Raw genomic sequence first — 13,061 nt, forward strand, 5'->3', positions numbered from 1 at the left:
CTTGCTATGGTAAACACAGAGCGGTGGGGCATCCCGTTCTTAAAGCTCAGGAAATGTCCTTAACAGGAGTCACTGAGAAGCTCGTACTCTATGCATCAGCATGAGTGCGGGAGTATGTCACGATGTCTCAGAATGGGGGTGGTTATCCCCGTTATTGCAGTTTGATTGCGCATCCCACCATGAGCGAAAAGATCCCTCAAGATCCCTCCTCGCCGGAAATGGCGGCTGAGATGGCCTTTGCTGCAGAGCCCAGTTTAGAGGAGGTAGGAGCTACTGCGGAAGAAACCACCCCAGACTCGGATCCCGGCAAGGGATCCCCTGGCACCGGCGGGTCGAATGCGCAGCGTGTCCGCCAACTGCTGGGCATGAAAGGGGCAGAGGTGGAGTCTCGCTCCATTTGGCAGTTGCACCTGCAGCTGATGAAACCGGTTACCTGGATCCCTTTGGTGTGGGGCCTGATTCCAGGAGCGGCTTCCTCGGGTCACTTCACCTGGACTTGGGAGAACGTGGCCCTAATTTTGGTGGGCATGATCCTGGCGGGCCCCCTGATGACGGGCTATACCCAAACGGTGAACGAATACTACGACCGCGAGATCGACGCCATCAACGAGCCCTACCGCCCCATTCCCTCCGGCGCTATTTCTCTGCAGCGGGTGGTTATCCAGATCTGGGTGCTGCTGATCTTGGGGTTGGGCTTGGCCTACGCTCTGGACTGGTACACCGGCCATGACTTCCCGGTGATCACCTGCATTGCCTTGGCGGGAGCCCTCATTGCCTACATTTACTCGGCGCCCCCCCTGAAGCTCAAGCGCAACGGCTGGCTGGGCAACTACGCCCTGGGCGCCAGCTACATCGCCCTGCCCTGGTGGACAGGTCACGCCTTGTTTGGCGAGCTGAACTGGACGGTCTGCATCCTGACGCTGATCTACAGCTTGGCCGGGCTGGGGATTGCCGTGGTCAACGATTTCAAAAGCATCGAAGGGGACAGGCAGTTTGGCTTGGCCTCTTTGCCGGTGATGTTTGGGGCGATGGGGGCCGCTTGGATCTCAGCGCTGATGATCGACCTGTTCCAGTTCGGCATGGCCTCATTCTTGCTGGGGGCGGGCCTAAAACTTTACGCGGCCCTTTTGGTGCTGCTGATCATCCCCCAAATAACCTTCCAAGATATGTACCTCCTGCGGGATCCTTTGAACAACGATGTGAAATACCAAGCCAGCGCGCAGCCCTTTTTGGTGTTGGGCATGTTGGTGGTCGGGCTGGCGTTGGGCCGCTCGGGGCTGTGGTAGTCGAGCCGACGGCAAAGTGCCCATCTTGGCAACAGAGGTGACGGCTTCCGCCCTGGGTTCGGCCCGACATCTGGGCCAAGATCAAGTCAAGATCAAGTTAAGTTGAGCCAGGGATCCATCCCCTGCAAGGATCGTTGGCGGATCCCTGGAAGCTGTTATGGCCCTGGGCCAAAGGAGATATCCAATGAAGCTGTTGTTTCCCCTCCAACTCGGCCTAAGCCTGGCTTTGCTCTTGGGGCCGCTGGCCGTCTCTCCCGCCCAAGCGCAGCGGATCGTCATCGACGGGCGGGGGATCGTGGTAGAACCCAGCACAGGTGGCTCGGTGATCCTCAATCCCGACCAGCCGGTCTTTTCTCCAATCTTGCCCTCTGCAGTTCCTTTTTCCATCGATGAAGAAGGCAAGATCGTCTCTGCCCCTGGCTACCGCTGCAGTGCGGCTACTGCTGCCGACAACTCCCCCATCATCTGTCGCTCCCGGTTCAACCGCAACGACGTGGTAGTGTATGAGCGGGACGGCCAATCCAACACCTTCTTCGTAAATGCTGACAACACAGTGATCCGGCCCTCCGGCAGTGGGCTGCGGATTTTGCCCAGCTCTGAACCGGTGACTCCCTCGGGTAGCGGCCTGCGCATCATCCTGGATTGAGGGCAGGGATCCCTTCACCTCTTGTCCAGTTGCAACCGCAGCATTTGCTCTGCATCCTAGAGAGCATGCCTCTAACCCCCAAAACCCTGAACTTTGCTGAATTTACTGAGCTTTAGGCGGTTTGGCAAAAGTCATTGAGAGGGATATAGTAGACCAAGTTTCCCCCTGATCCTTGAGTCCACCGCAACGGTTGCCGGGAAGTGAAGGGGGAAAGCGCTCGGGGGGTATTCCTCAGGGCTTTGCGGGATACCGCCTTCCTGTTTGGACTCCGTCCCGCTGACGCGAACAGAGATAGGCAGGATGCGATCGCTTCTTTCCTGAACCATGTTCAGGAGAGTTCAGCGTGAATGTATCAGGTTTGGCGAAGAAATAGCCCTGGCCATACTCGCAGTTCAACAGCCTCATTGGTGCAGTCGCTGTAGGGTTTCGATCCCCTCGGCAGTGACATCCATTCCCAGGCTGCGGGCCAAGGTGATGATCAGGCAATGGTCTCGGCATTTTCTTCATTCGGCCCCCAGCGCGAGATGAAGGAGTGATCGATTTTCAGGCCATTTTTTCAGGCCATTGATGAGGTAATCCTGCAGGCCCCTGAGAGAGGAGTAGCCTGGGCCGAAGATCAAAACCCCCGCAATTGCGCCAGTTGCTCTGCTGCTAGAAACCGTAGCCTATTTTGCGGTCTAAGGAGATCTTTCGATGCTGGGGTGGTATTGTTGCCGTCTTTCTTCCAATTCCATCAGGATCTGCTGATGACGCTGCCGGGTGATTGGGTAGAACCACACCAGCAGGATCCCGCCGATCAAAGCCACTCCCGGTAAGGGGCCAATGGCAACGCGAATGGCCAACAAAGCCGATTCCGGCTGGATGGGCAGGGCCTCTCCGGCCACCGAAGGCACAAAGCCGGCCCAATCCAGAGCTTGCCCCACGAAAAACAGCCCCAGCGCCAGGCCCACCTTTTGTAAGAAGACCATAAAAGCGTAGAAGATCCCCTCCCGCCGCTCCCCGGTTTGCAGCTCATCCAGGTCGATCACATCCGGCAACATGGACCAAGGGCCGAGATAGGCCGTAGCAGAAACCCCAATGCCGGCCAACAGAGCCAGCCCAATCATGATCCCTTGCTGGCCGGGCTGGAGGAAAAACAGGCCCGCCTGCGAGATCAGCCAAAACCCCGCCCCAATGAGGTACATGGTGCGCTTGTCCAGATGGGTGCTCAGTTGGGTCCAACCGAACAGCGTCAGCACTGCGATCCCCTGTACCGCCAGTACCACCAAGGAAATCCACACCTCCGGCAGGCCCATCCAGAAGACGATGAAATAAGGGATGATTGTGGCTGTGAACTGAAACGCTAGCCAAGAACACAGGTAGAGGCCGCTGACAAACAGGTAGGGGCGGTTGCTGAAGGCCACCCGCAGTTGTTGAACCAGGGGCATGGGATCCCGTTGGGATGGATACCGTTCTCGCACCCCCCAAAAGCAGATCAGCAAGGGCACAGCCGAGATCACTCCAAAACAGGCTCCCGCCAGCAGGTGGCCGGCAGCCCGATCCGGCAGCAAGTTGACCAGCAGGGGAAAGGTAACCACCGCAACCATACTGCCCCCTACAGAGAAGGCAAAGCGGAATTGGTTGAGCTGGGTGCGCTCGTCGTAATCCTGGGTCAGCTCCGCGGTCAGAGAGGCATAGGGGATATTGGCCGCCGAGTAGAAGGTATTGAACAGCAGCGACACCAGTAGGTAGTAGGCGAAAAGGGGGCCAATACGACCGGGAAAAGGGATCCACCACTGGGCCAGGAACGTGAGGCCGAAGGGGAGGGCTGCAAACAGCAGCCAGGGGCGGCGACGGCCCCAACGGGTGCGGGTGCGGTCGCTGAGAATGCCGATGATGGGATCGTTGATGGCATCCCAAAAGCGAGTGATGGCGTAGATGCTGCCGGCTAGGCCTGCCGACATGCCAACGGTATTGGTGAGAAAGGGCAGCAGGAAAAAGATGAGGATGTTGGCCGTCATGCCTGTGCCCAGATCCCCCACCCCATAGGCCAGCTTCGTCCACAAACTGAGTCGCTGTCTGGTCATCATGTCCCCCTGGAATGCCAGGATTCCAGTGTAGGGGGTAGGTGGAGATTTCTTTTTTGGGGATCCCTGGAAAAGCTGATCAAAATTCAGGGTCTTCTCCCAGTTCCCGTAGCCGCTGGGCCAGTCGTTCGGCTCGGGAGCGTTCCAATTCTGCCCGCTGCCGTTCCAATTCAGCCCGTTGCCGTTCCAATTCAGCCCGCTGCCGTTCTAGTTCAGCTCCCGTAGGCAACAATTGCCCTGCCCTATCATACCAGCGCACCCAAAAGCGTTCTCGCCCCTCGTAGGATCCCCACCACCGACCGATACTCAAGTCCAAATCGGGCAACAGAATTGGGGGATGTTCTCCAGCGCCTGAGCCGGGGAGCAGCTCATAGTGTCCGCCCTGGAGTTGATAAACATTCAGCTCATCGGTCTCTAGCTCGAAGGTGACGTAGTAGGGGATCCGCAGCCGCCTTTCGTAGAGCTGGAATTTGGCTTGTCCGGGTTTTTCTTCCCCCTGGTCGTTGCAGATGATCTCCAAGATGAGAATAGGCAAGATATTCCCTTCATCCCAAACCACATAACTTTTGCGGGCAGTGCCATCCCGCCAACGGGGAACCCCCAGCACCAGAAACAAATCTGGAACAATGACCTGCCGGGGTAGGGCGTAGTAAAGGCCCATATTGCAAGCCACAAAAAAGTCTTGCCGATCTGACCAGTGCAGCAGCAGCGGTTCCCGGAGGAGGGGGTATTGGCGGCCTTGATCCTCGTTGTCCAAGGGGGTGTCGTCTGTATCAGGCAAGTCGTGCTGGGTGGGCCAGCGATAGGGGGCGATGGTCATGGCCAGGCAGGAGCAGTATGCCTCCACTGTAGCGAATGGGTTAGGACTGCATTTGGCTCATGGCTTCCAGATCCAGCACCTTGGCCACCTGTTCCGGGGTCATCAAGTTGCGCTCTAAGACAATTTGCCGAATGGGCTGGCCGGTTTCCAAAGAAGCCTTGGCCACTTCTGCAGCTTGCAAATAGCCGATGTAGGGGTTGAGGGCGGTCACCAAAGCCAGCGTCCCTTCTGCGTAGCTACGGCAGCGCTCCGGTTTGGGGGTGATGCCTTGAATACAGCGCTCGGCAAAGACCCGCAGGCTGCTGTTCAGAATCTGCAGGCTGTGCAGGAGGTCATAGGCAATCAGGGGCATCATCACGTTCAGCTCAAATTGCCCCGCTTGGGCTGCGAGGGTGATGGCGGTATCCAGCCCAATCACCTGGAAACAGACCATGTTCAACATCTCGGCTATCACCGGGTTGTACTTGCCAGGCATGATGGAAGAGCCGGGCTGCACCGGCGGCAGTTGGATCTCCTTCAGGCCGGTCTTGGGGCCAGAATCCATCAGCCGCAGGTCGTTGGCCAGCTTGATGCCATCTTGGGCCAGGTTGCGCAGGGATCCCGACAGATGCACAAAGGGGGCCATGCTCTGCATCGCCGCCATGGGGTGGGGAGCAGGGGTGAGGGGCAACTGGGTATACTCTGCCAGCCGTTGCACCACCTTTTGCCGGTACTGGGGATGAGTGTTGAGGCCGGTGCCGACGGCGCTTCCCCCCAGCCCCAAGCTGCACAGGGCCTGGCTGGCCTCCTCAATCCAGCGACGGTGTTGGGCAAAGATGGCCGCGTAGGCGCCGAAGCTATCCCCCAGCCGCACTGGCACCGCATCCTGCAAATGGGTGCGACCGGCCTTGAGGATGCCGCGAAACTCTTGGGCCTTCTGCTCCAGCGCCGCTACCAAATTGTCCAGCGTGCCCAGAAAATCCCGTCGCACCCGCAGCAGGGCAGCCAGACGAATGGCGGTGGGGATGACATCGTTGGTGGACTGGCCGTAGTTGACATGGTCGTTGGGGCTGACCCGCTCGTAGCGGCCCTTGGGCTCCCCCAGGATCTCCAGAGCGCGGTTGGCCAGCACTTCGTTGACGTTCATGTGGTGGGAGGTGCCCGCCCCCGCCTGGTACACATCCACCACAAATTGATCCCGCAGGGATCCCTGGAGGATCTCATCCGCCGCTTGGACAATCGCCTTGGCCACCTCTGCCGGAATGCACCCCAGCTCGCCGTTGACCTCCGCCGCCGCCTTTTTAATCAGCACGCAGGCCTCCACATACTCTGGCAGGGGCTTGAGGCCGCTGATGGGGAAGTTCTCCAGGGCACGGGCGGTCTGGATGCCGTAGTAAACCGACTGGGGTAGTTGCCGCTCCCCCATTGAGTCTCGTTCGCTGCGCACCTCAGCCAAGGCTTTTCCTCCCCCGTTCGCGGATCCTTGGGCTAGCTTCCGGCAGCCTTCTCTGAGGGTGTCTCGACGGCTGCAGATAAGTTTTGTAAAGTAGCCTGCAACTGCTGGCTGAGGCGCTCGTTGTTCTCTGCCAAGACCAACACCATGGCCGCACAGGCCAGATGCACCCCCGCTCGAAATTCTGCCGAAGACTTGTACTGGATCAGCGCTTCGCTATCCCCTTCCCGCGGGCTGAGGATGAGCTGAACCGACTTTTGGGCCAACTCTGTCAGTTCCCGTTCCGTTAAACCGAGCTGCACCGCTTCTGCCCTCCCTGCTGGCCGACAAACAACCTTTGATCCCATCAGGATCGCCACTTTGGTATCCTACCGCGGTTGTTGCCCCAATCTGGCAGGATCCCCAAGTGAGCGGGCCTTGACAACGCTTGACGGCTCTAGAAAGAGACGGAAAATGCCGGTTAGTATAGGTGCAGCCTGCCTTGGCCTGCGGGCCAGTGGCCGACTTTGATTGGAGAGTCCAAACTCAGGGTTCGGCACTGCTCCGAAGGGGGCTAGTCCTACTTAGCATTTGTCTTGTGTTGTTATTTCGTTGAGAGAGGAAAACTTGACCGTAGAGCGTCCACCTGACCGCTTCCCCCGCAAGCAGCGCGCAGAGCTGCCGGCTATCAACGAGCGCATCCGCTTCCCCAAAATCCGCCTTATCGATACCGACGGCACTCAGTTGGGGATCATGAGCCCGCGCGAAGCCCTGCGCCTGGCAGAAGAAAAAGATCTGGACTTGGTCTTGGTGAGCGAAAAGGCCGACCCGCCCGTCTGCCGCATCATGGACTACGGCAAGTTCAAGTTTGAGAAGGAGAAGAAAGAACGGGAGGCCCGCAAGAAGCAACACACTGCCGAGATCAAGGAAGTGAAGTTTCGCTACAACATCGGCGAGCACGACTACAACGTGCGCCTGCGCAGCGCCCAACAGTTCTTGGGGGATGGAGACAAGGTGAAAGCCACGGTGATGTTCCGCGGTCGTGAGGCCCAGCACGCCGAGTTGGGGGAAGAATTGCTGCACCGCTTGTTCAAAGACTTACAAGAAGTGGCGGAAATGCAGCAGCCCCCCCAAAAGGAAGGGCGAAACATCACGATGATTCTCTCTCCCAAAAAATCGGTCTGAGGAGGGATCCCACCCATGCCCCTTGCCGTTGGGGATCCGGCTCCGGAGTTCACCCTGCCCGATGCCGAGGGCAATCCCATCAGCTTGAGCCAGTTGCGGGGACAGCGGGTGGTGCTCTATTTTTACCCGCGGGACAACACCCCCGGCTGCACCCAAGAAGCCTGCGGCTTTCGGGATGCCTACGCTGACTATCAAGCCCACGGCATCGCCATCTTGGGGGTGAGCGCCGACGATGCCCGTTCCCACCAAAAATTTGCCCAGAAGCTGCAACTGCCCTTCCCCCTGTTGGTGGATGAGGGGGCCAAGGTGGCCAGGGCTTACGGGGTCTATGGGCCGAAAAAGTTCATGGGCAAAGAGTACAACGGCATTCACCGCACCACTTTTGTTATTGATCCGGAGGGGAAGATCGAGGCCGTTATCACCAAGGTCAAGGTGGAAACCCACGCAGCGGAGCTGCTCAAGCAGTTGACCGGCTCTTAGGCTTTCCGGTGGGAGTTCGGCAGACCTGCTGCTGGGCTCGTTGTTCTGGAACCTGAGCCAAGACGGGAACGAAAAGAGCAAAAAAAGATGTAAAGTGCCGGTATTGATTCCTCGTGGGCTAGGGCCGTGTCCCGACGCAGCCGTACCCTCAAGTCGATTCACGACAGCTACCAAATGTTGGGTTTGGCCGGCCAAGGGCAGTACGGGCGTGTATTCTGTGCCCGTCCCCGTCAAGGAGGAGACCTGGTGGCCCTGAAGGAGCTGCCGGCGGAGCGCTTTCCCACCCAAAATCTGCTGCGGGAGCTGCGCCATCTGCTCACCCTCAACCACCCCAACATTACCCGCTGCTACGCCCTCGAACATGCCCGCGAAGGTCGCTACCTGGTGTTGGAGTACTGCGAGGGAGGCACGCTGCGGGAGCTGATCGACCAGGTGGAGCAAGGGCTGTGGCTGCCGGTCAAGCAGGTTTTGGGCTTTGTGGATCAGATTTTGGCCGGGTTAGATCATGCCCACCGGCAGGGGGTGATCCACTGCGATGTCAAGCCCGAGAACATCCTGCTCAAGCCCACGCCCCAGGGCTGGCAACTGAAGTTGACGGATTTTGGCATCGCCCGTCGCCTGCAGCCTGCTGCCGGCGAGATCACCGCCACCGGATCCCCTGCCTACATGGCCCCGGAGCGGTTTTATGGCCAGTTCAGTCCCGCTTCCGATCTCTACGCGGTGGGGATCATCCTGGTGGAGCTGCTGACGGGCCGACGGCCTTTTTCCGGATCTCCCGGCCAGTTGATGCACGCCCACCTCAACCAGCCGTTTGTCTGTCCAGAAGGGATCCCTGCCCCGCTGCGGGAGGTGCTGGAGATAGCCCTACGCAAGTTGCCCTTGCGGCGGTTCCGCACTGCTGCCCAAATGCGGTCGGCTTTGGCGGTGGTTGCCCAAGAGTGGCAAGAGCCGGCCAGTTGTTGGGTTGGCCCTCGCCTGCCCAGATGGCCGCCCCCTGGGGTACAGGTTTGGGATCTGCCGGATCTGGGCTCTGTTGACACTGGCGGGATGGAGTTCCTGGCCGAGCAAAAGTTCTGCATCTGCGAGGATCCCAGCGGCTCCAGATCCCCGCTGCTGTTGCGGGTGACCCCCCAGAGGCTGGAATGGCTGGAGCTCCAGAACCTTGCCCTGGGATCCCCTGCTTTGGCCCGTTTTTCCCTGGACGAGCCAATTCGGGCGGTGCTGCCCTTGAACACCTTCCCGGAAGCCCTGGCCTTCTCCCGAAGCAGCCTTTTGCACCTCAGCCCCAGCCGCATCCGCACCTTGCTCAGCTTTGAGGAGGATTGGCAGGCCACCTGGCTGGCAGAGCGACAGGAGCTGGTCTGGGCCACCGCCCAAGAGTTGGGGGCCGTACAATGGCAGCCGGCCACGTCGACAGGAACACAGCCTTTCCCCGATTCCCGCTGCTATTTTCGTTGGCCTTGGCAGGGATCCCTGTCCCGCTTGCTGGCCCTCTCGGAGCATCTGGTTTTGTTGACAGGTGTGGGGCAGCAGTGGGTGGAGATGAGCCTCTTGCCCTATCCCAAGGGACACCATCCCACTGTCGCGACCGGCTGGTCTCTGCAGACGGGATCCCAGCCCATTCGCTATCGCCTGCCCTTGGATCCCCAAGGGGGGGTGATCAGCTTGGGAGAACGGTTGCTCTTTGCGGCAACAGATGAGGGAAGGGAAGGCCAGCAAGGTTGCTGCCCCTATCTCCACTCGGTGCAGGTGAATCCGCTGCGGGTGCGCCGCTGGTTCTTGAAAGGGCAACCTGTCCAGATGGCCAAGGCCCCTTGGGGCGTGCTGCTGCTGTGTCGAGAGGGCGAGCAATCCACTTCCCTCTGGCTGTACAGTGAAAAAGGGGATCCCTTGGCCCAAGTAGCTGTGCCTAACGGCTCACAGGTGTTGCAGGTGGGCCAAAGGGGCAAGATTTGGCTGCAGGTGCCCAAAGCAGAGAAATCTCACCTGTCTCAGCTTTGGCAATTGGATCTGAACTGCTTGCCGGTGAGTGGACAGCCTTCCCAGGTGATGCTGTGCGACCCAGCGATCTAGAGTTTCGCCAAGGACTCCGTCCCGCTGTCGCGACCGGACTCGGCCAGAACCGCTATCAGCCCTTAAGATCAAGTTTGAAGATCAAGTTTGGCCAGATGCCCGGCCAGCTCTGCTGGGCTGTGGACCAGGGGAGTGGTGATCTGTCCAGCCTGTTGGAGAACAAGCATGAGTCAGTATCTGCCGGAACCTGCTGCTGTGGAGGAGGATCCCAGCTTGTTGGTAGAGCGGCTGCGCCGCAAAGAGGGCCGGTGGCTGGATTGGGCCAAGGCCTGTCAAGCTTTGCAACGACAGAAAATGACTCCCCAGGCCATCTTCGAGGCAACCGGGTTTGAGCCCATTCACCAAAACCAGATCCTTGTTGCGGCCCAGGTTTACGAAGGGATGGCCAAAGCAGGAGCCAGCCCAGAAGTTCTGGGGCATTTTGCCCATAAAGGCAGCGATATCCTCTACGAGTTGCGCATTCTCTCCCCACAGGATCGGGTTCGGGTGGCGGAATTCATCTTCAGTCGCCATTTGCATGCCGCTGATGCTCACGAGATCGCCCGCGCCGTGAAAAATTATGCCCAGCTCCAGCAGCTCCCGGAAGGGTTTACGGATCACCCCGGCGATGCGGTGGCCTATCAAGCCTGGCGGACGGCCCAGCAAACCCGCGATCTGCAGGAGCGAACTCGGGCTATCGGTCGAGCGTTTCAGTATGTCCACAGTGATACAGCCCGCCGACAGGTGGAGCAGCTCTTGTCCACGATTGCCACCAGCTCCCGCCCCCAACGCAGCGTTTTGCCCAAGCTGTCGGTGTTTCGCCTGGAAGAAGATCTGCCGCGCCTGCTGCCGGTGGCCGGATCCCTGCCTCTTGCAACTGCCGCCTGGGAAGGGATCCCCCCCAGCGAGCCGCAAGGGCCCTTTGGCTGGGTCAACAGCCCGGCGGAGCAGACTTGGATGGCCTTGCCTGCTTGGCCGGTGATTCAAAAGGCCGGGGATCCGGTGATCCTTCAGGTGGAAAACCGGCTTTTGGGATCCCTGTTGGGTTTGCCGGTGCCTGCCGGTGAAGAACAGGATCCGGTTTTGCTGGTGGTCGATCGCGCCGCTCGGGTTTGGGAGGGAGCTCAGATGGCGGGATTTTTCCTGGTGGATCGGGCCGGATCCCTGGCGGTGGAGTGGATAGAAGACTCGCCCTCCTCTCCCCTGTTGGGCCAGGTGCTGATGGCCGTGCGCCCCCCGCGGGTTTTCGATGAGGTGCTGGCTCAGGATCCCTGGCAGTTGGAAGAATAGGCGTTGGGATCCCGCCGTTGTAGCCATTCGTGCTAGTGGTGCAGAGCACCGCGCCTGGACTCGCCCCCATGGCCTCACCCATGGCCTCAATTGAGCAAGGCCAAGTTATCCCGGTGGACGGCAGTATCAACCCCTTCGTAGCCCAGGATGCGGGGAATCTCGGCGGTTTTTTTGCCCTTAATCTGCCGCAGCTCCTCGGCGCTGTAGTTCACCAGGCCCCGCGCCACCTCCTGGCCGCTGGGATCGCACAGGCGCACGGCAGCCCCCGCCTCAAACTCCCCAGAAATGGCTGTGATCCCTGCCGGCAACAGCGAGCGCCCTTGCTCGCACACCGCTCGTACCGCCCCCTCATCCAAAGTCAAAGATCCCTCGGGGATGAGGCCGTAGGCAATCCATCGCTTGCGGGCGCTGGCGGGCTGAGGAGCCGGATCAAAGCGGGTGCCGATGGCCTCGCCGGCCAGAATTGCCGGGATCTGCTCAGGCCGTTTGCCATTGGTGATCACCACCGTTACCCCTGCAGCTGTAGCAATTTGAGCAGCGGTCAGTTTGGTGGCCATGCCGCCGGTGCCCCAGCCGCTTTTCCCCTGGGCTTCGGCCTTCACCTGTAGCGGGATCCCGGGCAACACCCGCTCAATGGGCTGGGCAGAGGGATCTCGGTTGGGGTCAGCCGAATAGAGCTTGTCCACATCGGTGAGCAGGATAAGCCACTTGGCCTGCACCATGCTGGCCACTAACGCCGAAAGCGAGTCGTTATCGCCGAATTTCAGCTCCTCCACTGCCACCGTGTCGTTTTCATTGACGATGGGAATAACCCCCATCTGCAGCAGTTGGGCAAAAGTGCGATTGGCGTTCACGTAGCGGCTGCGCTCCACCAGATCGCCGCGGGTGAGCAGCACTTGGGCAATTGGCTGGTTCAGAGCCGAGAAGAGGTCATCGTAAAGGCGGATCAACCGCCCCTGTCCCACCGCAGCCACCGCCTGCTTCTCGGCAATAGCCGTCGGTCGTTGCCGCCAGCCAAGGCGAGCACAGCCCACCCCCACCGCCCCAGAGGAGACCAAGATCACCGCATACCCCTGCCTGCGCAGGTGGGTCAGCACCTCCACCAGCGGCCCCAACACCGAAAGACGCAACAAGCCGGTCTGAGTATCTGTCAGGCTGGAGGTGCCGATCTTCACCACCACCGTCACGTCTGTTGTTGCCATCGCCGCTCTCAACCCATCCTCCCACCCCTCTATTCACCATAGCGCCACCATAGCGGAGTCAAGACGCAGCTGTATTGACCAAAAGGCGCGGCAAGCCCCGTCCTTCAGGGCAGGGAAGGATAGCGCGAACCGTAGCCTATATCGTTGTCATCACGCATAGGTCAAGAATACGATTGAGCGGTGCAACGACTTCAAGCCTTCAAGTACGAATTGCTGCCCAACGGCCAGCAGGAACGGCAGATGCGCCGCTTTGCTGGCTCCTGCTGGTTCGTCTACAACAAAGCACTGGCGTTGCAGAAGGAGCGTCACGAGCAAGGCCAGAAAAAGCTAGGCTATGCGGGCCTGTGCCAGCTGCTCACCGCGTGGCGCCACAGCGCAGATACGGCGTGGCTGGCGGATGCGCTGGTGCATCCGCTGCAACAGGCGCTCCAGGATTTGGAGCGGGCCTACAGCCACTTCTTCGCCCAACGCGCCGGCTTCCCGAAGTTCAAGAAGAAGGGCCGGTCGGACAGTTTCCGTTATCCCGACCCCAAGCAAATCCAGCTGGACCAGGCCAACAGCCGCATCTTTCTGCCCAAACTTGGCTGGCTGCGTTATCGCAATAGCCGAGAAGTGCTAGGCAC

Annotated in this window: 12 protein-coding genes; 7 read left to right on the top strand and 5 right to left on the bottom strand. The window is 59.8% G+C overall.

Annotated features, from left to right (window positions below; all coding sequences use genetic code 11):
* Positions 1–179 precede the first annotated feature (179 nt).
* Together chlG and ACVWXW_RS04345 are read left to right on the top strand one after the other, a co-directional pair.
* The gene (gene chlG, locus ACVWXW_RS04340) at positions 180–1,286 is read left to right on the top strand and encodes a chlorophyll synthase ChlG (protein ID WP_457402968.1); all 1,107 of its coding nucleotides are present in this window, start codon (positions 180–182) and stop codon (positions 1,284–1,286) included.
* 184 nt (positions 1,287–1,470) lie between these two features.
* Entirely contained in the window at positions 1,471–1,932 is a 462-nt protein-coding gene (locus ACVWXW_RS04345; RefSeq protein WP_457388851.1) for a hypothetical protein, read from the top strand.
* Positions 1,933–2,609: 677 nt separating this feature from the next.
* On the opposite strand, the gene ACVWXW_RS04350 is transcribed toward ACVWXW_RS04345, so the two are convergent.
* The 4 genes from ACVWXW_RS04350 to ACVWXW_RS04365 form a co-directional block, all read right to left on the bottom strand.
* Positions 2,610–3,998: an MFS transporter gene (locus ACVWXW_RS04350; protein WP_457402980.1), complete on the bottom strand. Its 1,389-nt coding sequence runs from the start codon at positions 3,996–3,998 to the stop codon at positions 2,610–2,612.
* A gap of 79 nt (positions 3,999–4,077) precedes the next feature.
* Positions 4,078–4,818, bottom strand: a complete 741-nt coding sequence (locus ACVWXW_RS04355; protein ID WP_011432178.1) for a Uma2 family endonuclease — start codon at positions 4,816–4,818, stop codon at positions 4,078–4,080.
* 40 nt (positions 4,819–4,858) lie between these two features.
* Positions 4,859–6,244: an aspartate ammonia-lyase gene (locus tag ACVWXW_RS04360; RefSeq protein ID WP_457402982.1), complete on the bottom strand. Its 1,386-nt coding sequence runs from the start codon at positions 6,242–6,244 to the stop codon at positions 4,859–4,861.
* A 41-nt stretch (positions 6,245–6,285) separates the two neighbouring features.
* Positions 6,286–6,597 carry a hypothetical protein gene (locus tag ACVWXW_RS04365; RefSeq protein ID WP_011432176.1) on the bottom strand — a complete coding sequence of 104 codons (312 nt, stop codon included), beginning with the start codon at positions 6,595–6,597 and terminating at the stop codon, positions 6,286–6,288.
* Between the two features lie 310 nt (positions 6,598–6,907).
* Between ACVWXW_RS04365 and infC the strand changes: the two genes are divergently transcribed.
* The 4 genes from infC to raf1 all read left to right on the top strand — a co-directional run bounded on the left by infC (position 6,908) and on the right by raf1 (position 11,236).
* The gene (gene infC / locus ACVWXW_RS04370; protein WP_457388865.1) at positions 6,908–7,414 is read left to right on the top strand and encodes a translation initiation factor IF-3; all 507 of its coding nucleotides are present in this window, start codon (positions 6,908–6,910) and stop codon (positions 7,412–7,414) included.
* Between the two features lie 15 nt (positions 7,415–7,429).
* Positions 7,430–7,894 carry a thioredoxin-dependent thiol peroxidase gene (gene bcp, locus ACVWXW_RS04375; protein ID WP_011432174.1) on the top strand — a complete coding sequence of 155 codons (465 nt, stop codon included), beginning with the start codon at positions 7,430–7,432 and terminating at the stop codon, positions 7,892–7,894.
* A 126-nt stretch (positions 7,895–8,020) separates the two neighbouring features.
* A complete protein-coding gene (locus ACVWXW_RS04380) occupies positions 8,021–9,967 on the top strand; it encodes a serine/threonine-protein kinase (protein ID WP_457402970.1) in 1,947 nt (648 codons plus the stop codon).
* 165 nt (positions 9,968–10,132) lie between these two features.
* Entirely contained in the window at positions 10,133–11,236 is a 1,104-nt protein-coding gene (gene raf1 / locus ACVWXW_RS04385) for a RuBisCO accumulation factor 1 (RefSeq protein ID WP_457402972.1), read from the top strand.
* A gap of 86 nt (positions 11,237–11,322) precedes the next feature.
* On the opposite strand, the gene proB is transcribed toward raf1, so the two are convergent.
* Positions 11,323–12,438 (bottom strand): glutamate 5-kinase, encoded by a 1,116-nt coding sequence (proB, locus tag ACVWXW_RS04390; protein WP_041436197.1) that lies wholly within the window; start codon positions 12,436–12,438, stop codon positions 11,323–11,325.
* Between the two features lie 180 nt (positions 12,439–12,618).
* Between proB and ACVWXW_RS04395 the strand changes: the two genes are divergently transcribed.
* Positions 12,619–13,061, top strand: a 443-nt coding sequence (locus ACVWXW_RS04395; protein ID WP_457402974.1) for an RNA-guided endonuclease InsQ/TnpB family protein, incomplete at its 3' end; no start/stop codon positions are given.

The organism is Thermostichus sp. MS-CIW-30 (assembly GCF_054058015.1).

Excerpts from the sequence above, each read along its gene's own strand:
- chlG (WP_457402968.1), top strand. The coding sequence starts at position 180 with ATGAGCGAAAAGATCCCTCAAGATCCCTCCTCGCCGGAAATGGCGGCT.
- ACVWXW_RS04345 (WP_457388851.1), top strand. The coding sequence starts at position 1,471 with ATGAAGCTGTTGTTTCCCCTCCAACTCGGCCTAAGCCTGGCTTTGCTC.
- ACVWXW_RS04350 (WP_457402980.1), bottom strand. The coding sequence starts at position 3,998 with ATGACCAGACAGCGACTCAGTTTGTGGACGAAGCTGGCCTATGGGGTG.
- ACVWXW_RS04355 (WP_011432178.1), bottom strand. The coding sequence starts at position 4,818 with ATGACCATCGCCCCCTATCGCTGGCCCACCCAGCACGACTTGCCTGAT.
- ACVWXW_RS04365 (WP_011432176.1), bottom strand. The coding sequence starts at position 6,597 with ATGGGATCAAAGGTTGTTTGTCGGCCAGCAGGGAGGGCAGAAGCGGTG.
- bcp (WP_011432174.1), top strand. The coding sequence starts at position 7,430 with ATGCCCCTTGCCGTTGGGGATCCGGCTCCGGAGTTCACCCTGCCCGAT.
- raf1 (WP_457402972.1), top strand. The coding sequence starts at position 10,133 with ATGAGTCAGTATCTGCCGGAACCTGCTGCTGTGGAGGAGGATCCCAGC.
- proB (WP_041436197.1), bottom strand. The coding sequence starts at position 12,438 with ATGGCAACAACAGACGTGACGGTGGTGGTGAAGATCGGCACCTCCAGC.